Below are 20,096 nucleotides of genomic sequence, written 5' to 3'. Positions count from 1 at the left end.
CCGACTGTTAGCCCCGCAAGGCTACCGTGTTCGCGGTTAACTGCAGTTTACCGCGAAATCCGTGTTCAGCCCAGATTGACGACCGCCTGTGCCTTGTGGGCGGCTTCGACCACGGCAAGCGCCGTCATGTTGACGACGCCGCGCGAGGTGACGGACGGCGTCAATATATGCGCCGGCATGTCGGTGCCGAGCAGGATCGGCCCGACGTGTAGCGCATCCGTCATGGTTCTGAACGCCGTCAGCGTGATGTTGGCCGAATCGAGGTTGGGGAACACCAGCAAATTGGCTTCGCCCTTCAGCCTCGAATGGGGATACACGCGCTGGCGCAGGTGCTCCGACAGAGCAGTGTCCGCATGCATCTCGCCATCGCATTCAAGGTCAGGCGCGATGCGCGCCAGGATCGCCGCTGCTTGCCGCATCTTCAGGGCACTGGGCGAATCGCGCGAGCCGAAATCGGAATGCGACAAGAGCGCTGCCTTAGGCTCGATGCCGAAGCGCTGGATTTCTTCCGCCGCCAGCACGGTCATTTCGGCGATTTCTTCCGCCGTCGGGTCGACGGAGACGTGGGTGTCGGTCAGGAAGATGATGCCGCGCTGCGAGATCAGCATGGAAAGCGTCGACAGGTCGTGGTCCTTGATGCCGGCGCGGGGGCCGATGATCAAGGTGACGTTGCGCAGATGCCGCTCGAAGCGGCCTTCGAGGCCGCAGACCATGGCATCGGCATCGCCGCGCTTCAGCGCAAGCGCTGCGATTACCGTGTTGTCGGTGCGCACCATGGTGCGCGCGGCCTCCGTCGTCACGCCACGCCGGCCGGCGAGTTCGATCAAAAGGTCGACATAATGGCGGTAGCGCGGATCGTCTTCCGGGTTGATCAGGCCGAAATCGACACCGGGCTTGATGCGCAAGCCGTAGCGCTTCAGGCGCACCTCGATGACGTGCGGGCGGCCGATCAGGATCGGCTCGGCGATGCCTTCCTCGAGCACCACCTGGGCGGCGCGCAACACGCGCTCATCCTCGCCGTCGGCATAGATGACGCGCTTGGCGCTCGATGCCTTGGCGGAGGAGAACACCGGCTTCATCACCAGGCCGGAGCGGAAGACGAAGCGGTTCAGCTTGTCGATATAGGCGGCGAAGTCGGTGATCGGCCGCGTCGCGACACCGGTGTCGCAGGCTGCCTTGGCGACCGCGGGCGCTATGCGCAGGATCAGGCGCGGATCGAAGGGCGAAGGGATCAGGAATTCAGGGCCGAAGATCGGCGTCTCGCCGGAATAGGCGCGTGCCGCGACATCGGATGGCTCTTCGCGTGCTAGCGCTGCGATCGCCCGCACCGCCGCCATCTTCATCTCCTCGTTGATAGCGCTGGCACCACAGTCGAGCGCGCCGCGAAATATGTAAGGAAAACAAAGTACGTTGTTGACCTGATTAGGAAAATCAGACCTGCCTGTGCAGATCATCGCATCGGGACGCGCCGCACGCGCCGTTTCCGGCATGATCTCGGGATTGGGGTTGGCCAGCGCCAGGATCAGCGGTTTTGGCGCCATGTGCTCAAGCAGTTCCGGCTTCAGCACGCCTGCCGCCGACAAGCCGAGGAAGACATCGGCGCCCGATATGACGTCGGCCAGCGTGCGCGCCTCGGTGTCCTTTACATAAGGGTCTTTCCAGCGATCCATCTCATCAGTGCGGCCCTTGTAGGCAACGCCGAAACGGTCGGTGACCCAGATGTTTTCGACTTTGGCGCCGAGCGAGACCAGCAGGTTGAGACAGGCAAGGGCGGCAGCCCCGGCGCCGGAGGTGACGATCTTGATGTCCGATATGGTTTTTCCGGCGAATTCCAGCCCGTTGAGCACGGCGGCGGCGACAATGATGGCGGTGCCGTGCTGGTCGTCGTGAAAGACCGGTATGGCCATGCGGGCCTTCAACTGCTCCTCGACCTCGAAACATTCCGGCGCCTTGATGTCCTCGAGGTTGATGCCGCCGAAGGTCGGCTCCAGGGCCGAGATCGTCTCGACCATGCGCTCGATACCGGGCGCGTCGATCTCTATGTCGAAGACATCGATGCCGGCAAACTTCTTAAACAGGACGGCCTTGCCTTCCATGACCGGTTTGGAGGCCAGCGGGCCGATATTGCCGAGGCCGAGAACGGCCGATCCGTTGGTGACGACGCCGACAAGATTGGCGCGCGCGGTATAGTCGGCGGCGGTCGCCGGATCGTCGCGGATTTCCAGGCATGGGGCGGCGACGCCAGGCGAATAGGCGAGCGCCAGGTCGCGCTGATTGCCGAGCGGCTTGGTCGCCTGTATCTCGAGTTTTCCCGGCCTTGGGTGCTTGTGGAAGTAGAGGGCGGCTTCGTCGAGGTCCGAACGTGCCGTCTTTTTGCTCTCGCCTTCCATGCGGCCGCTCCCTCGAAATCTGGCTGGAGATTCCCTTTTAGCATGCAGCCGTGGTTTTTCGCGACGCTAATTGACGCGCCGAGAGCTTTACCCGGCGGCGCGTCGAAAGCCACAATTAATCAGATGCTTATCTTGATTTTCTGACAGACGATTCCTGCAGTTTCACGGACAAGTTGATCAGAATGCGCTGACGTAGAGACCACCATCGACCGGTATGTTCTGCCCGGTCAGATAGCCGGCATGGACCGAGCACAGGAAGGCGCAGATCTGGCCGAATTCCTCCGGCGTACCGAGCCGCTTGGCCGGAACGTCGGCGCTGATGCGGGTCTTGCGCGCGGCTGCGGCCTCAGGGCTTTCGACACTGCCGGCTTCATGCGGGCCGCGCAGCCGGTCGGTGTCGAGCTTGCCCGGCAAAAGACTGTTGATGGTCACGTTGCGGTCGACAACCGTTCTGGCCACGCCCGCAAGGAACGAGGTCAGGCCGGCGCGCGCGCCGGACGACAGGTCGAGGCCGGGGATGGGCACATAGACCGACAGCGAGGTGATGTTGACGATGCGGCCGAAGCCGCGTGCCGCCATGCCGTCCAGCACGGCCTGCACGAGCTCGATCGGCGTCACCATATTCTGGGTGACGCCTTCGAGGATTTTTTCGCGATCAAGCGTGCGGAAGTCGCGAAGCGGCGGCCCGCCATTGTTGTTTACGAGGATATCTGGCTCGGGACAGGCCGCGAGCAGCGCCTTCTGCACCTCGGGCTTGGAGACGTCGCCGACGACTTCCGTCACCGACACGCCGTAACGCTCGCGCAGCTCCGCGGCGGTCTTGGCCACCAGTTCGGCGTTGCGGCCATTGACGACGATGTCGCAACCGGCCTCGGCCAGCGCCATGGCGCAGCCTTTTCCGAGCCCCTTGCTCGAAGCGCAGACGATGGCCTTCTTTCCGCGGATACCAAGATCCATGACGATTTCTCCTGTGATTTGGCCGGCAAGCTAGTCCTTCGGCTGGACCAATCGCAACCGTCATACGGTTGTTGCATGAATCGGGGCATAGGCTCGCGAAAGCAACGGTGAAATCGCGATGTCCGGCCAAGAGCCCCGCACTTTCCGCAGCATGTTCATTTCCGACGTCCATCTGGGCTCGAAGGCGGCCAAGGCCGAGTTCCTGATCGATTTCCTTCGATATCACGATGCCGATATCATCTATCTGGTGGGCGACATCGTCGACGGCTGGCGGCTGCGACGGAGCTGGCATTGGCCGCAAAGCCACAATGACGTCGTGCAGAAACTGCTGCGCAAGGCGCGCAAGGGCGCCAACATCACCTACATCGCTGGCAACCATGACGAGTTCGCCCGCCAGTTCCAGGGCGTGCATTTCGGCGGCATCGTCGTCGCCGACAGCGCCATCCACGAGACCGCCGACGGCAAGCGCCTGCTCGTCATCCATGGCGACCAGTTCGACACCGTCGTCCACAATGCGCGCTGGCTCGCCTATCTCGGCGACCATGCCTATGACGCGGCCATGCTGGTCAATCGCGTGGTGACGCGGCTGCGGCAACTGCTCGGGCTGCCGTATTGGTCGTTTTCGTCCTGGGCCAAGCACAACGTCAAGAAGGCGGTGAACTTCATCGGCTCGTTCCAGACCATGCTAGCGGACGAGGCGCGCCGCTCGCATGTCGACGGCGTCATCTGCGGCCACATCCATCATGCCGCCATCGAGAATTTTGGCGATGTCCAGTACATCAACACCGGCGACTGGGTGGAAAGTTGTACGGCCGTGGTCGAGCATTTTGACGGCCGCATGGAAATTCTGACCTGGGCGCAGGTGCTGCCCGAAGCGCCGGACGAGCCCTTTATCCCGTTGCTCATCGAAGACCGGGTAGGGCAGGCGGCATAGTCCGAAGTCTTTTCGGGCTTCGGAATCAATCAATTAGTCCAACCGGTTTCGTCCGGTTTTCGTCCATGTTAAGGGATCGACACGCGTTGCCGTCCGGTCGAATACAGCGCGATTGGATCGATTCATGGCCCTGCCGCAGCTCTCGTCCGAACAACTCGTCAAGCCGCGCCATTTCGAACTGCGCATGAGCCTGATCTTCGCGACGCTGTACGTGCCGCTCGGAACGCATTTGCCTTATTTTCCACTGTGGCTGCAGGCCAAGGGTTTTCACGCCGAGCAGATCGCCGTCATTCTGGCGGCGCCGATGTTCCTGCGCGTGGTGACGACGCCGTTACTGACCGCGCTGGCCGACCGTGCCAGGGACCGCGCCGATGTCTATGTCGCGCTGATGGCTGCATCACTGCTCTTGTCGGCAGGCTATTTCCTGCCGCCGACCTATGCGATAGTGCTGGCGGTCTCATTGGCGCTGACCATTGTCTGGACGCCGCATTCGCCGATCGCCGATTCGCTGGCGCTTTCGGGTGTCCGCCGCTTCGGTTCGAACTACACAAGCATGCGCAAATGGGGCTCGATCTCCTATCTCTGCGCCAATGTCGCCGGCGGCTTCATTCTGTCGGCAGCCGGCTCGCAGGCCGTTCCGGTTGTCATTCTGGCGGCGTTTGCCGCGGCCCTTGCCGCCGGCCTGCTGGCGCCGCGTCTAGGCCGTCCGCGGCGCGCCTCACCGCTGTCGGCCGCCGACATCCAGCATTCGGCGCCGAAGCTTGTCAACCCGTATTTCCTGTATTTTTCCGTCGGCGTCGGCGTCATCACCGCCAGCCACGCATTCCTCTACGGTTTCGTCTCCATCTATTGGAAATCGATCGGCATCAGTGATTCGGTTGTCGGTCTCTTATGGGCTTGGGGTGTGGTGTCGGAAGTCTGCATGTTCATGATGTTCACCCGCTTTTTTGACCGGTTCTCCGTCGTGTCGATCATGGTGATGGCGGGGATCGGCTCCATCGTGCGCTGGATCGCCTTTCCGCTGGTCTGGCCGCTCGGCCTCGGCATTCCCGGTTTCTTCGGTGTCCAGTCGCTGCACTCGGTCTCGGTGGCGCTTGGGCTGATCGGCCTGCAGAAGATGATCGGCGAAACCGTCTCCGAGGAGCGGACAGGTGCCGCGCAAGGCATTGCCTATTTCTCCAACGGCTTCTTCATGGCGGTGGTGACGCTGGCGTCCGGCCCGCTCTACGACCGTCTCGGCGTGGACGGCTTCTTTGCCATGATCCCGATCGCCTTGATCGGGCTGGTGCTCATCGGGCTTGCTGCGCGCTCAGCCCCACAGCGCCACATCGGGCGGTGACACCAGCGATCCCTGGTAGATAAGGCCCGGTACCCGGTCGCGGGCAAGCAGCAGCGGACCGTCGAGGTCGACGAAATCGGCATGCTGGGCAAGCAGCACCGCTGGCGCCATCGCCAGTGACGTGCCGACCATGCAGCCGACCATCACGCCGAAACCGAGTTCGCGGGCGCGATCGCGCAGCACCAGTGCCGCAGTCAGGCCTCCCGACTTGTCGAGCTTGATGTTGACCGCATCGTAAAGACCGACAAGCGCTTCGAGATTCTCAGCCTCGTGCACGCTTTCATCGGCGCAGATCGGCACGGGATGGGCGATATGGCGCAGGATCTCGTCACGACCGGCCGGCAGCGGCTGTTCGATCAGCGCGATGCCTTGTTCGGCGGCAAAAGCGAGGTTCGCAACGATGTTGTCGTCGCTCCAGCCCTCATTGGCGTCGAGGATGATGCGGCTGTCTGGCGCTGCCTGCCTGACCGCGCGGATGCGGGCAATGTCGTTGTCGCCGCCGATCTTGACCTTGAGCAGCGGCCGCGCGGCATTGACGCGGGCCTGCGCCGCCATCGCCTCCGGCTCGCCCAGCGACAGCGTGTAGGCGGTTTCAAGCGCCTGCAAGGGAAGAGCACCTATCGCGACTGCTACCGAGGTTCCGCTGAGCTTTGCCTCCAGATCCCACAGGGCGCAGTCTATGGCGTTGCGGGCGGCTCCGGCCGGCATCGCATCGAGCAAGGCGGTCCGGCCGATGCCACCGGCGATCCGGCCACGCATGGCCTCGATCGCGTCGCGCACGCCCTCCATGGTCTCGCCATAGCGCTTGTAGGGGACACATTCGCCGCGGCCGAAGTGGCCGCCGTCGCCGATCGTGCAGGAAATCACCTCGGCTTCGGTCTTGGAACCGCGCGAAATGGTGAAGGTTCCGGCGATGGGAAAACGCTCGGCCTCGACCGAAATGACACGCGCCATATTTTTCTGCTCCTGCTATGCGACAACCGTTGTCGGCAAATCGACAGGTCAGACCCGTCAGGCTAAACAGGACGCCATGTTGACCATCGGCAAGCGCGACGCAAGCGGCACGACCGCAGGGGAGGCTGACCACGAACCGCGCGTGGCGATCGGCGAGGAGGATGGCGTTCTTGGCTGCGCTTTCTCCGGAATCTGGACCACAAGGACCGTCGCGCTCATCGACGCCGACATGCGCAAGATCGAAAAGCGAAGCGGCTTCAAAACCTTGGCGCTCGATGTTTCCAAGATCGAGAAGATGGACACCGCCGGCGCCTGGCTGATCGACCGGCTGGTCAGCGCCTTCGAGAAGAAGGGCGTCGAGATACAGATGCAAGGCCAGAGCGAGATCGCTTCGATCCTGCTCGAAGCTGTCGGCGAGGCCGTGCGGCGCGAACCCGAATCCGGCCCGGCGCGACCGCCCAACATCGTCATTCGCGCGCTGGAGGCGGTTGGCCGCCGGGTCTACGAGATGCGCGACGATTTTCTCGCCTCGATGAACATCCTCGGCGCCACCATCCGTGGCGCGCAGATGAAGCTCGGCCGTGGCCATGCCGTCAACCCGGCGGCGATTTTCAACCAGATCGACCGCATGGGCGTCGGCGCCATTCCGGTGGTGGTGCTGATGTCGGCGATCGTCGGCGCCATCGTTGCCCAGCAAGGCGCCTATCAGCTCAGCTATTTCGGCGCCGATATCTTCGTCGTCGACCTGGTCGGCGTGCTGATCCTGCGCGAACTTGGCGTGCTGATGACGGCAATCATGATCGCCGGCCGCTCCGGCAGTGCGATCACCGCCGAGATCGGCTCGATGAAGATGCGCGAGGAGGTCGACGCGCTGAAGGTCATCGGGCTCAACCCGATCGGTGTCCTGGTGTTTCCGCGCCTGGTGGCGCTGGTCATCGCCTTGCCGTGCCTGACCATTATCGCCAATTTCGCCGCGCTCGGCGGCGGCATACTGGCTGCCTGGCTCTATTCCGACATCCCGCCGGCCGCCTTCATCGACCGGCTGCGCGTCGCCATCGATCTCAGCACCATCTTTGCCGGCCTGATCAAGGCGCCGTTCATGGCCATGATCATCGGCACGATTGCCTCGGTCGAAGGCATGAAGGTCGGCGGCAGCGCCGAATCGCTCGGCCAGCATGTTACCGCTTCGGTGGTGAAGTCGATCTTCGTCGTCATCATCCTCGACGGACTTTTCGCCATGTTCTACGCAGCGATCGAGTTCTGAGATGAAGCTGCGAAACAGGAAAAGGGCAGGCGCATTGGCTGATGACACAGGCGAGGGCGACATCGTGCTATCCGCGCACGACATCAGCGTGTCCTTCGCCGACAAGCTTATCCTCGACAGACTGTCGCTCGACATAAGGCGCGGCGAAATCCTTGGATTTGTCGGCGCCTCGGGTGCCGGTAAATCCGTTCTGCTGCGCACCATTCTCGGCCTGACGCGCAAGCAGTCGGGTACGATCAAGCTGTTCGGCGTCGATATCGAGAAAGCTGATGATGCGGAGCGTCTGCGCATCGACATGCGGCTTGGCGTGCTGTTCCAGCACGGCGCGCTGTTCTCGGCGCTGACAGTGCTGGAAAACGTCCAGGTGCCGATGCGCGAATATCTCGACCTGCCGCGAAAGCTGATGGACGAACTGGCGATGCTCAAGATCGAGCTGGTCGGGCTGCCGCCCGATGCAGCGCAGAAATTCCCGTCCGAACTGTCCGGCGGCATGATCAAGCGCGCCGCGCTGGCCCGGGCGCTCGCGCTCGATCCCGACATCGTCTTCCTCGACGAGCCGACATCGGGCCTCGATCCGATCAGCGCGGCGGAGTTCGACGAGCTGGTGGTCAAGCTGCGCGATACGATGGATCTGACCGTCTACATGGTGACGCACGATCTCGACACGCTGTTCACCGCTTGCGACCGGGTGGCCGTGCTCGGCAAGAAAAAAGTGCTGGTCGAAGGCACCATCGGCGACATGCTGAAGAGCGAGGAACCGTGGGTAAAGTCCTATTTCCGCGGAAAACGCGCCCGGCAACTTGATCTTGCGGCGCGCGCATAGCCATAAGTGGGACAATGGAAACCAGAGCCAACTACGTCATTGTCGGCATCTTCACGCTGGCCGCGATCCTGGCGGCGTTTGCCTTCGTCTACTGGACGGCGGCCATCGGCGACAAGGGCGAGACGACGTTGCTGCGCGTGCGCATTCCGGGCTCTGCGTCCGGGCTTGGCCGCGGCAGTTTCGTGCTGTTCAACGGGGTCAAGGTCGGCGACGTCAAGCGCGTCTATATCGATGTCGACAATCCGACGGTTGCCATCGCCGATACCGAGATCGACCGCATGACACCGATCACCAAATCGACGCAAGCCGATATCGGGCTTGCCGGCCTGACCGGGCAGGCCAACATCGAGCTCAAGGGCGCCGACCCCAAGGAAGTGAAACTCCTCGACCAGGCGGAAAAGGAAGGTAAGGTCGCCGAGATCGTCGCCAACCCGTCGGCGGTGACCAACCTCTTGCAGACGGCGCAGAATATCTTCACCCGCGCCGACAAGGTGCTGACCGAGCTCGAAGGCTTCACCAGGGACGTTCGCGGGCCGCTGACGCAGACCGTCCAGAATGTCCAGACCTTCTCCGATGCGCTGGCCAAGAATTCGGATGGCATCGACAAGTTCCTGTCCGCCGCCAGCACGCTGGCGGATGAGCTTAAAGGCGTTTCCGGCAAACTCGACGGCACGCTGAAAGCAGCCGAAGGCCTTCTCAACGCCGTCGACAAGGACAAGATCAAGAGCATCGTCGCCAATGTCGACGCGGTAACCGGTAACCTCAAGGAGACGTCGAAGCAGCTCGACGGCGTGATCAAGAACGTCGATACGGCCGTGGGGTCGGTCAACGATTTTACCAAACGGACGCAAGGCACGCTGGCCAAGGTCGACAACGTGCTCGACGGTATCGATCCCGCACAAGTGCGCTCGGCGCTCGCCAATATCCAAAAGGCCAGCGAGAGCGCCGACAAGGCCGCCGCCGACATCGCTGAGGTGACCCACAAGTTCGCCAACCGGGCCGACGACATCGACCAGACGATCAAGGATGCAAAGCAGCTCGCGCAACGGCTCAACGATGCCTCGGTGCGCGTCGATGGCATTCTTGCCAAGGTCGATACCTTGCTCGGGTCGGGCCAGGCCGACGGCGTGATGGCGGATGCCAGGGCGACGCTGAAGTCGTTCAAGCAGGTTGCCGACACGCTGAATGCCCGCCTTGGCGTCATCACCGACAATCTGGCGCGCTTCTCGGGACAGGGGCTTTCGAATGTCGAGGCTTTGGTGCAGGACAGCCGCCGTTCGATCAGCCGCATCGAAGAGGCGGTGACCGATCTCAGCCGCAATCCGCAGCGCATCCTTTCGGGTGGCGACGGCGAGGTTCGGCAATTCGATGGCAGGGCGCGGCGTTGACTTCGGCGTCGGCGCGCCCCAGAAACATGAGCCGCGAAAGCGGGTCGATCTTACGATCCGGGGACAACGGGGATCGCGCGTGAAGTCTGTGTGGGTGAAAACGGGTGGGTTGACTTCGGCTGCGGCACTGCTTGCCTTGACGCTGGCCGGCTGCGCGGCGTTGGGCGGCAAGCCCGCGCCGCTCGATACGTTCGAGTTGTCGGCGCCTTCGGTCGACGCGCATGGCCACAGCCGCCGGCAGATCCTGATCGCGCAGCCGTCGGCGCTCAAGGCGCTGGACAGCCAGAACATCGTCATCAAGCCGTCGGATCGCTCGATCCAGTATCTCAAGGGCGCGCAATGGGCCGACCGGCTGCCGCTGATCGTGCAGGCGCGGCTGGCCGAGACGTTCCAGCGCTCGGGCAGCTTTGCCGGCGTCGGCAAGCCGGGCGAGGGCTTGGCGATCGACTATCAGGTGATCGTCGAGATCCGCTCCTTCGAGGTGCGCGTTGAAGGCGGCGAGCATGCCGAGGTCGACCTGTTCGTGCGCATCCTGAACGATCGCAACGGCGAGGTCCGTGCCTCCAAGAGCTTCACCGCAGCCGCACCCGTCTCGGGCAGCGGCAATCCTGCCTATGTCAGCGCGCTCGACAAGGCGTTCGGCGACGCCGCCGGGCAGATCGTGAGCTGGACGGATTCGGTGATCTGAGCGCGGGGGCGCCGGAATCCCACAAAGCTTCATCCCTCCAGGCTTCTCTACCTACAAGCGGTCGAAGATTTCCGGGCGGAGCTTTCCGGTCTTCATCAGGTGCTGCAGGGTATAGGTGACGGACAGCGCGTCATCGAGCGCGTCGTGCCCCTGCAATGGCGGGTGTTCGACGCCGTAGTAATCGGCGAGCTTGTTGCTCGGCGTTCTCGCCAGATCCTCGATCGGCATTCCGGCCGCGATCAGCAGCTTGACGGCATTGTCAAACCGGGTGGCCGGGACCGGAGGCTGAATGCCCGCGACATAGCAACTGATGGCGATCATGTTCAATTCGTCCTTGCCCCAGGACCAGAATCGCGACCCGTCGGAAAAACGATCGACGTCGGCGAGCGCATCTCCTAGCGCCACGCCTTCGGTCTCCAGATCTTCCTCGGTGATGCCGGTCAGTTTGGTGAAGAACGGGTCGAGGGCGTATCTCTGACCAAACCGGTCGACCGGTCTGATATAGGCCTTGTGTGTGCCGAGCAGGGGAAAGTCGCCTTCAAGTCCAAGCCTGACCGCGCCAATCTGTGCGATCACCGGGTCAGGATCGTGGGCCGCGCACCAGAATCGCCGTTGCGAGCCCTCAAGGCAAAGAAACTCGCAGTCGAATATGATTGCCGTCTTCACGATCACACCCTCGAGCGTCAGGGCAGCGGGTATTGTCGTTGGACTTCAGTGCGTCGGAAATCCGACTTGGGCAAGTCCCGAACGCGTCGATCGGCTTGCAAACGTGCTACGGGCAGGTTCGGCGCGTGCCGGAGGTTCAGCGCAGTCACAGGCGGGACCATGGCCCCGCCTGTTCAATTCCTGTCTTAGTGCAGGCGGCCGCTCGCATGGGCCAGCATGGTGTAGACCTTGCCGGTGTCCGACGTCAGGTAGGTCTGCGCCATGATGTTGTCACGGTCGTTGCGCGAGACATCCTTGAGCAGCTTCTCGAAATCGTCGCAGTAGCGGTCGACGGCGGCGCGGAACTCGGCCTCGGCCTGATACTTGCGACGGATCTCGTCGAACGTCTGCTGTCCCTTCAGCGTGTAGAGCCGCCGCGTGAACACGTCACGCTCGCCACGCCGGTAGCGGTTCCACAGCTCGATCGAAGCATCGTGGTCGATGGCACGCGCGATATCGACGGAGAGCGAGTTCAGCGATTCCACGACATGCAGGGGCGAGCGCTGGGCAGGAGTAGCGCGCTGCGCTTCCACGGGGGCCGTAGGGGCTGCCGACCTGAGGTCCTCATCGTTGGATGCCGCGGTAAGCAGATCGCGCACCCATCCGCCCTGAGGCGTGCGGGCACTGGCATCGCCGCGCGGACGCGGTGCCGCCTCGGCAGGACGCTCAAGGTCGAGCGTGCTTCGCAATGCAGGGCCGCCCAAGGGCGCCTGAGGCGTGCGCAGGTCCGGCTGCGGTGCCGGTGCGCGGCGCGGCGGCTCGGCAGCGCGTGCGGCCGGCGCTTGCGGCGCCGGGCGCAGGTTGCGTGGTTCTGATCCGTCACCGCCGCCGCGGCCGGACTTGGCCACGATGTCCGAAAGCTCCTTGAGGGCGTTGATCTGCTCGGAAACGGCGCGGCGGATGGCCGAGGTCGATTCCTTTGCCTCTTCCGGCATTTCGATGACGCCCTTCTTGAGCTCGGCCCGGGTCAGGTCGAGTTCGCTCTTGATCGAGCCCGCGGTGCGCCGCATCTCTTCGGTCGCATCGGCAAAGCGCTTGGTTGCCGAATCGACGACGTCGGTGATGGCATTGCGGATCTTGTCGGCCGATTCCATCGTCTTGCCTTCGGCGTTCTGCAGCGTCTGGCCGACGAGATTTTCGAACGAGCGCATGACCCTTTCGAGATCTTCCGACTTCTTGACCAGGCCGACGGCGAGGTCTTCGAGCGACGATTGCCTCTCGAGCGTGTGTTCGAGATTGCTCTGGGCCGAGCTCAGCAGGTCCGAAGCGCTGGACAGCAGGCGGCTGTGTTCGTCGAACTTGGTGGCGATCGACGCGACCTCGCGCAAGGTGGACGACGACAGTTCCGTCAGCCTTGTCGTGTTCGAATCGACCAGTCGCGCCGAGCTGGCGAAGGTCTGCGCGGCTTTCTCCGTGGTGGCGGCGAAGCTTTGCGTGCTGCCGCTCAGGCGTTCATCGACCTGGCCGAGATTGACCGCGGCCTGCTCGATCAGCTGGCCGAGCTGCGAACTGGACTTGGTCATCCGGCCGATGAGATCGGCGACGCTGTCGGACAGCGACGAGCGGGCGCCCTCGACCGCCGACAAGGTTTCGGCGGTGCGGTTCGCGAGTGCGTCGACAAGCGCGGCATTCTCGCTGCGCAGCTTCTCGGTGGCGCGTTCGGTGACCTCTTCCATGCTCTTTTGCAGGTCCGAGCCGCCCTGGGCGAAACGCTCGACCAAGGGCCGTGCGGTTTCGTCGAGGATCTTCGACATTTCGGCCGAACGTGCGGCGAGCATGGTGTTGAGTTCGCGGGTGTTGGCGCCGATCGTCTTGGCGGCATCGTTGGTGCTCTGGCCGATATGCTGGCCAACCGCGGTGAAGGTCTCGGCGATCACATTGGCGCGCGAGACGAGTTGCGCCTCGGCATTCGACACCTGTTCGTTGAGCTTCTGGCCCATCGTCTCGGCCGTGAAGGCGAGGCGGTTCTCGACGCCTGAGACCTGCTCTTCGACACGGGCGGCCGCGGCCGCCGCGCTCGAGGCGAGCCGCTCGTCGGCGCCGGCAAGCGCCTGCTCGATTTCGCGGGCGTGCACGGCCATTTCCTGGCCGGTCCGCCTGGCGCGTTCGGCGACCCTTTGCTCGGTATCGGCAAAGGCACCGACGATTGTCTCGGCATGCTCGCCGATCGTGGTGGTGCTGCTGGCGATGCGCGACACCAGGCGCTGATCCGCGTCGTCGAAGATACGGCCGATTTCCGAGGCACGGCTCGACAGCGCTTCCGAACCTTCGGCGATGCGCGAGACGAGCTGCTGGTCGGCGGCATCGAAGATGCGGCCAAGGTCCGATGCGCGTGCGGCAAGCGCTTCGGCCGATTCGCCGATGCGCATGCCGAGCCGCTGGTCGGCGCCTTCGAAGTTGCGCAGGATGTCGCCGGCGCGCGCGGCCAGCGACTGGGCCGTTTCGATGGCGCGGGCGACCAGCTTCTGGTCGGCGGCATCGAACGTGCCTGCAATCTCGCTTGCACGAGCTGCCAGATGATCGGCGGTGTCCTGAGCCCGGGCGGTCAGCTGATCGGCGGTTTCCTGGGCGCGGGCGGCGAGCTTCTGGTCCGCCGCTTCGAAGGTGCCGGCGATCTCGCTTGCGCGAGCAGCCAGTTGATCGGCGGTTTCATGGGCGCGGGCCAGCAGCGAGCTGGACGTGTCGTCCGCACGGGCAAGCAAGGCGCTCGACGTATCTTCCGCACGGGCGTGCAGGCGACGGTCTGCATCCTCGAAGGTGCGGGCGATGTCTTCGGCCCGCGCCAAAAGGGCGGCGGAGGTCTGCTCGGCGCGCTCGGCGATCTTGCGGTCGGCGTCGCTGAACGCGGCACCGGCCTGCTCGTGCAGGGTGCTGGTGACTTCCAGCACCTTCTCGCGCAGGGCGCCGGCGACAAACACGGCGCTCTTCTCGAGGACGGCGCGGACGTTGTCGACGCCTGTCGAGAGCGCACGCTCCATGGTGCCGGCGCGCTCCTCGATGATGCCGGTCTGACGGCTGAACGCCTGCTCGATCTTCTCGACATCTCCCGCAATCGCGGCAGAGATGTCCGAGCTTCTGGCGGCGATCTGGTCGATGTGGCCCGACAGCGAGCGGTCGACGTCCTTGCGGGTCTCGGCGAGCTTGCCGAGATCGTCTTCCAGCGCGCGGGTCAGCATATTGCGGCCTTCGGACAGCTTGCCGACATGTCCGGCGATGACGTCGTCGATATCGCTGCGGCTTTCGGTCAGCTTCTGCAGGTCAGCTTCGAGGGCGCGTTTGAGAATGTCGCGGCCCTCGGCCAGTTTCTCGACCTGGCCCGCGACCAGGCCGTCGATGCTGGAGCGGCTTTCGGCCAGCTTGGCCAGATCGGCTTCCAGCGCACGCTTGAGAACATCGCGGCCTTCGGCGAGCTTCTCGACCTGGCCGGCGACCAAGCCATCGATGCTGGAGCGGCTCTCGGCCAGCTTGGCGAGATCGTCCTCGAGCGCCTTCGACAGGGTCGAGCGCTCCTGGACAAGCCTTTCCGCGTGGCTGTTGACGAGGCCGCCGACATTTTCGAGGTCGGCTTCAAGCGCTTTCGACAGCGTTGAACGATCCTGGACGAGCCTTTCGGAATGGCTGTTGACCAGGCCGTTGACGCTTTCGAGATCGGCCTCGAGTGCCCGGGCGAACTGTGCCCGGTCATCGACCAGCTTCTGCGACTGGTCGGCAATGGTGCCCTTGATTGCATTGAGGTCGGATTCAAGGGCACGCCGCAGGATGTCGCGACCCTCGGACAACTTCTCGACCTGACCGGCAACCAGCCCGTCGATGCTGGAGCGGCTGTCGGCCAGCTTGGCGAGATCGTCCTCAAGGGCCCTGGACAGGGCGGAGCGGTCTTGGACAAGCTTGTTCATGTGATCGGCGATGACGCTGTTCACATTCTGCAGGTCGGCTTCCAGGACCCGGGAAAGCTGACCGCGGTCCTCGGCCAGCTTTTCCGACTGACTTGAGATAACGCCCTTGATCGTGTTCAGGTCGGATTCCAGGGCGCGCTTGAGAATGTCGCGGCCTTCGGCCAGCTTTTCGACCTGACCGGCGACCAGACCGTCGATGCTCGAGCGGCTCTCGGCCAGCTTGGCAAGGTCGGCTTCGAGCGTCTGCGACAGCAGGCCGCGGTCCTCGGCCAACCGTCCCGAATGGCTTTCGATCAGGCCGCGTATGCCGGACAGATCATTGTCGAGCGAATGGGAAAGCTGCGTGCGGTCCTCTGCCAGTTTGGCGGAATGGGTTTCGATGAGGCTCTTGATGCCGACGATGTCGTTTTCCAACGCCTTGGCGAGCACGGCGCGGCCTTCGGCGATCTTTTCCACCTGACCGGCGACCAGACCGTCAATGTCGGCGCGGCTGTCGGACAGTTTGCCGAGGTCGGCTTCCAAGGCGCGCGACAGAATGTTGCGGCCCTCGGCGAGCTTGCCGACATGGCCAGCGACCATTTCATCAATGATCGTACGGGCTTGCACCAGTTTACCGGAGTCTTCGTTTAGGGCAGTGGAGAGCCTGTTGCGGCCTTCTTCCAACCTTTCGAGATGGCTGCCGAGCGACGCATCGATGGCCGCCCGCGATTCATTGACCTTGCGCAGATCCTCTTCGAGAGCGCGCGAGATCAGGCTGCGGCCTTCGGCCAGCTTCTGCACCTGGTTGGTCACCGCCGCATCGATGCCGGCGCGGCCCTCGGCGAACTTCGCCAGGTCGGCCTCCATGGCCGCGGCCATGCGTTCGCGGCTTTCGGACAGTTTCCTGCTGTGGTTCTCGACAGCTTCCTCGATGCCGACGCGGGCGTCGGCGAGCCGCTGGATGTCGCTGTCGAACGAACGCGACACGACGTGACGGGCGGCTTCCATGCGTCCGGCGAAGTCGCTGGCGCGGGCTTCGAGCATGGAGGAGGTCGAGGTGACGATGTCGGCCATGTCGGCGCCGATCTGGGTCTTGCCCTGATCGATCATCGCCGACAGCGTGTCCTTGCTCTCGGCGAAGGTGTGCGCGATTTCACGGGCGCGCTCGACCAGCGTTTCGTTGATCTGGCGGGCACGGGCCTCGAGTGCCGCATTGAGCTTCTGCGTTCCGGTGTCGAGCGCCTCGGCGCGGGTCTGGAACTCGCTGATCAGTGCCTGGCCGCGTTCGGCGAGCGTGCGCTCGATGCCGTTGAGGCTGGCCTCGAATTCGGAATTGAGGGTGCGCGCGGCACCGCCGAGCAGCGACACCATGCCGGTGGTGCGATCGTCGAGCAGATCGGTCAGCGACCGCGTCAGGCCGTCCGTGGTGTCCGTCAGCTTGGCAATGCGGGTGTCGAGAAGGCTGGCGAAGGCCTCGCCCGAGGTCGACAGCCGATCGGTGATCGAATCGAGCCGGCCTTCCACCGAATCGAAGATCGACATCGAGCTTTCGTTGATGCGGTCGATGAGCGTGTCGCCGGAATTGGTGATCGTCATCGACAATTTGGTCGACGCATTGAGGATCGAGTCGCGGATGATGTCGGAGGCGGCGCCGATCTCGTCCTTCAGCGTCTCGTGCGCGCCGGTGATCGAGGCGCGGACGCGCTCGGCATGGGTAACGACGGCTTCGCGCTCGCTGCCGAGCCCGTCGACCAGCGAACGGATGCGGGATTCATTCTCGGAATAAGAGCGTTCGATCTGGTTGACTTCGCTGTGGACAAGCGTTTCCAGTTCGACGGCGCGGGCAAGTGTGCGTTCGATGCCTTCGCCCATGGCTGCAACCTCGCGACGAACGGCCTGGCCGATCATCATGACGCGATCCTGGGCAAGGTTTTCCGGCTCGGTCAGGCGGAAGGCCACTTCGGTCATGGACTGTGCGGCGATGCGCATTTCCTGGGCGCGGCGAATCATGGCGGCGAAGGCCCAGAACAGGATGACGGGCACGATGGCCGCGACGGCGAGGCCGATCAGTTCCGGACGGGCAAGGAACTGGTCGAGCGTACGGATTCTCCAGATGCTCGGTCCGAAAAGCAGATTGGCCAAACCGCCGGCGCCGGCGAACCAGGCGAGCGAAACGAAGGCGACGACCCAGTAAATGGTGTTCGAGGCACGCCTGTTGAGGCTGTGCAGAAGCGTCTTGTAGTCCTTCTGGCGATCGTCATTGGCCGGCGCGAAACCCGCGGGCTGGGCGCCATTGCGCGGTTCCACGGGGCGCAATTCGGCAGGCTTGGCCTTGGGCGCGGGTTTCGCGGCGTGGTTCTGATTGACCACAGGCTCCGGGTTTTGTTCCGGCTTATGATTGCGTCCCTCGCGCGCCAGCTCGTCGGCCGCCTGGGATATCTGAGCTTCCAGATCCTCCATCGAAGCCGCGATGTCGAGGTCGCCGCTGCCGATCTCGTTGCTGAGGTCGAGATCGAGCGCCTTTTCCAGTTCCCTGGCCACGTCGCTGTCGAGAGTTCTCGTCGTCGTTGGTTTCTTTGCCATGCCTTCGCTACCCTGTACTAGCTGCCGCGGGCTTATAATTCTGTTTGTCTTGCCCCGCGCAGGAGGCTGAAAATGGACCCCTCGTATCGTAATGACACAGGGGGGTAAAGAAAACATGCATTCCGCGGGATACGTAAAACTTTAAATATAAGGTTAACGGAACTGTGATTTGGGCGCCGCTTTGGCAACATTTTTCCCGGCCATTCATTAACCCGTTGTCCATTGGATTCGCCTAGGTTTTTGGGCGAATCGAAGAAACGGAGTTCGAGTTCATGCGTGGCGAAAGCGGCATTGCCTTCTCAATGCCCGGGGGCGACGTATCCGGACCAAGGCGGTCACGGCCGGTCGATTTGGCACACCTTGCCCGCCAGACGATGGGCGACCGCAGTCTTGAGCAAGAGGTGCTGGCGCTGTTTGTACAGCAGGCGCTGTCCGTCCGCGACAGAATAGTCGACGCCGACATCAAGGACCGGCTTCTGCTCGCCCATGGATTAAAGGGTTCGGCACGGGGCGTCGGCGCCTTTGCCATCGCCGATTGCGCCACCGAGATCGAGCACCGGCCGGAAGACGGCCAGACGCTCAAGCGGCTTGGCACGCTGATCGACGAAGTGCGCGATTTCATCGCCGCCATCAACCGCTGAATCCGCGCCGAACCCGATTTGCGGAAAAACGTCATCGGGCGGCGCTTTCATGCGGCAGTTGACTTGTCAGCCGGAGTGATTATCTCGGCTGGAACTCCCTTCAGGTGACAAATGACCAAGCTGACTTTCATTGCCCATGACGGCACGCATTTCGACATGGACGCCGAGAACGGCTCTACGGTCATGGAGAACGCGATCCGCAACGCCGTGCCCGGGATCGAAGCCGAATGCGGCGGTGCCTGCGCCTGTGCCACCTGTCACGTCTATGTCGACGAAGCCTGGACGGCTGAAGTCGGCGAGCCGGAAGCGATGGAAGAGGACATGCTGGACTTCGCCTACGACGTCCAGCCCAACTCGCGCCTGTCATGCCAGATCAAGGTCCGCGATGCGCTTGACGGCCTGGTCGTACGGGTGCCTGCCCGCCAGGGATAAGCGGTATTTTTGCCAACTGATTTTTCCCGCTGCGGCTTGGCAGCGGAGCATTGGTCATGCAGTGTCCTGCTCTCTTCGCAGCGAGGCACAGGCATGACCGACATCACCAGGACAGACGTGCTTATTGTCGGGGCAGGGCCGGTTGGCCTGTTTGCCGTGTTCGAGCTCGGCCTGTTCGACATGAAGTGCCACCTGATCGACATTCTCGATCGGCCGGGCGGCCAGTGCGCGGAGCTCTATCCGGAAAAGCCGATCTACGACATTCCAGGCTGGCCTTCGATCTCGGCGCAGGGGCTGGTCGACAAATTGCTCGAGCAGATCGCACCGTTCAAGCCTGATTTCAGCTACAACCGAATGGTTTCCAGCCTGGAAAAACTAGAGGACGGCAGTTTTCGCGTCACCACCGACGAAAACGAGGTGTTCGAGGCCAAGGTGGTGGTGATTGCCGCCGGCGGCGGCTCTTTCCAGCCCAAGCGTCCGCCGATCCCCGGCATAGAGCCCTATGAAGGCAAGAGTGTCTTCTATTCGGTGCGCCGGATGGAGGATTTTCGCGGCCACGATCTCGTCATTGTCGGTGGCGGCGACTCGGCACTCGACTGGACGCTGAACCTGCAGCCGGTGGCAAAGAGCGTGACGCTGGTGCACCGGCGGCCCGAGTTCCGTGCCGCCCCCGACAGCGTCAACAAGATGTATGCCATGCAGGAGATGAAACAGCTGGAGTTCCAGGTCGGGCAGGTGACCGGATTGACCGGTGCCGACGGCCAGCTGTCATCGGCCACCATCAAGGGACCGGATGGCGACGTCGAGGTGCCTTGCACGCGCATGCTGCCGTTCTTCGGCCTGACCATGAAGCTCGGACCGATCGCGGAATGGGGTCTCAACCTTCACGAGAACCTTATTCCGGTCGATACCGAGAAGTTCCAGACATCGGTGCCCGGTATCTTCGCGGTCGGCGATATCAACTGGTATCCGGGCAAGCTGAAGCTGATCCTGTCGGGCTTCCACGAAGTGGCGCTGATGGCGCAGGCCGCCAAGCGCATCATCAGCCCCGGCGAGCGCATCGTTTTCCAGTACACGACCTCGTCGACCAGCCTGCAGAAGAAGCTTGGCGTCTCCGGCTGAA

At 63.3% G+C, this 20,096-nt stretch carries 14 protein-coding genes; 9 read left to right on the top strand and 5 right to left on the bottom strand.

Annotated features, from left to right (window positions below; all coding sequences use genetic code 11):
• Positions 1-65: 65 nt before the first annotated feature.
• Both NKJ04_RS04285 and NKJ04_RS04280 read right to left on the bottom strand, forming a co-directional pair.
• The gene (locus NKJ04_RS04285) at positions 66-2,390 is read right to left on the bottom strand and encodes an NADP-dependent malic enzyme (protein WP_352673663.1); all 2,325 of its coding nucleotides are present in this window, start codon (positions 2,388-2,390) and stop codon (positions 66-68) included.
• A 177-nt stretch (positions 2,391-2,567) separates the two neighbouring features.
• A complete protein-coding gene (locus NKJ04_RS04280) occupies positions 2,568-3,347 on the bottom strand; it encodes an SDR family oxidoreductase (RefSeq protein ID WP_352612802.1) in 780 nt (259 codons plus the stop codon).
• A 118-nt stretch (positions 3,348-3,465) separates the two neighbouring features.
• Between NKJ04_RS04280 and NKJ04_RS04275 the strand changes: the two genes are divergently transcribed.
• Together NKJ04_RS04275 and NKJ04_RS04270 are read left to right on the top strand one after the other, a co-directional pair.
• The gene (locus NKJ04_RS04275; protein ID WP_352673661.1) at positions 3,466-4,281 is read left to right on the top strand and encodes a UDP-2,3-diacylglucosamine diphosphatase; all 816 of its coding nucleotides are present in this window, start codon (positions 3,466-3,468) and stop codon (positions 4,279-4,281) included.
• Between the two features lie 124 nt (positions 4,282-4,405).
• The gene (locus NKJ04_RS04270; RefSeq protein ID WP_352673659.1) at positions 4,406-5,620 is read left to right on the top strand and encodes an MFS transporter; all 1,215 of its coding nucleotides are present in this window, start codon (positions 4,406-4,408) and stop codon (positions 5,618-5,620) included.
• Here NKJ04_RS04270 and dgcA read toward each other — a convergent pair.
• Positions 5,591-6,574 (bottom strand): N-acetyl-D-Glu racemase DgcA, encoded by a 984-nt coding sequence (gene dgcA / locus NKJ04_RS04265; RefSeq protein WP_352552982.1) that lies wholly within the window; start codon positions 6,572-6,574, stop codon positions 5,591-5,593. The two genes, NKJ04_RS04270 and dgcA, sit on opposite strands and share 30 nt — an antisense overlap.
• A gap of 76 nt (positions 6,575-6,650) precedes the next feature.
• Here dgcA and NKJ04_RS04260 point away from each other — a divergent pair, with 76 nt between their 5' ends.
• From NKJ04_RS04260 to NKJ04_RS04245, 4 genes are all read left to right on the top strand, one after another.
• Positions 6,651-7,838 carry an MlaE family ABC transporter permease gene (locus NKJ04_RS04260; protein ID WP_023810578.1) on the top strand — a complete coding sequence of 396 codons (1,188 nt, stop codon included), beginning with the start codon at positions 6,651-6,653 and terminating at the stop codon, positions 7,836-7,838.
• A gap of 1 nt (position 7,839) precedes the next feature.
• Positions 7,840-8,661, top strand: coding sequence for an ABC transporter ATP-binding protein (locus NKJ04_RS04255; RefSeq protein ID WP_352673657.1), 822 nt, complete (start codon positions 7,840-7,842; stop codon positions 8,659-8,661).
• 14 nt (positions 8,662-8,675) lie between these two features.
• Positions 8,676-10,049: an MlaD family protein gene (locus NKJ04_RS04250; RefSeq protein WP_352440287.1), complete on the top strand. Its 1,374-nt coding sequence runs from the start codon at positions 8,676-8,678 to the stop codon at positions 10,047-10,049.
• A 79-nt stretch (positions 10,050-10,128) separates the two neighbouring features.
• Entirely contained in the window at positions 10,129-10,737 is a 609-nt protein-coding gene (locus tag NKJ04_RS04245; protein WP_502895168.1) for an ABC-type transport auxiliary lipoprotein family protein, read from the top strand.
• 51 nt (positions 10,738-10,788) lie between these two features.
• Here the strand turns inward: NKJ04_RS04245 and NKJ04_RS04240 are convergent, their stop codons facing one another.
• Both NKJ04_RS04240 and NKJ04_RS04235 read right to left on the bottom strand, forming a co-directional pair.
• Positions 10,789-11,403: a 3'-5' exonuclease gene (locus NKJ04_RS04240; RefSeq protein WP_352673653.1), complete on the bottom strand. Its 615-nt coding sequence runs from the start codon at positions 11,401-11,403 to the stop codon at positions 10,789-10,791.
• Positions 11,404-11,588: 185 nt separating this feature from the next.
• Positions 11,589-17,900: a kinesin gene (locus NKJ04_RS04235; RefSeq protein ID WP_352673651.1), complete on the bottom strand. Its 6,312-nt coding sequence runs from the start codon at positions 17,898-17,900 to the stop codon at positions 11,589-11,591.
• Between the two features lie 272 nt (positions 17,901-18,172).
• Between NKJ04_RS04235 and NKJ04_RS04230 the strand changes: the two genes are divergently transcribed.
• From NKJ04_RS04230 to NKJ04_RS04220, 3 genes are all read left to right on the top strand, one after another.
• Positions 18,173-18,541, top strand: a complete 369-nt coding sequence (locus NKJ04_RS04230; RefSeq protein ID WP_023813039.1) for an Hpt domain-containing protein — start codon at positions 18,173-18,175, stop codon at positions 18,539-18,541.
• 111 nt (positions 18,542-18,652) lie between these two features.
• Entirely contained in the window at positions 18,653-18,973 is a 321-nt protein-coding gene (locus tag NKJ04_RS04225; protein ID WP_013531878.1) for a 2Fe-2S iron-sulfur cluster-binding protein, read from the top strand.
• Between the two features lie 93 nt (positions 18,974-19,066).
• Positions 19,067-20,095, top strand: coding sequence for an NAD(P)/FAD-dependent oxidoreductase (locus NKJ04_RS04220; RefSeq protein WP_013531877.1), 1,029 nt, complete (start codon positions 19,067-19,069; stop codon positions 20,093-20,095).
• The last annotated feature ends 1 nt before the right edge of the window (position 20,096 follow it).

Origin of the sequence: Mesorhizobium sp. M0618 (assembly GCF_040320765.1) — a bacterium.
In the GTDB taxonomy this organism is placed as follows: Bacteria; Pseudomonadota; Alphaproteobacteria; order Rhizobiales; family Rhizobiaceae; genus Mesorhizobium.
The sequence above is the reverse complement of the archived record's forward strand: the minus strand, read 5'-3'. Positions and strand labels throughout refer to the sequence as shown.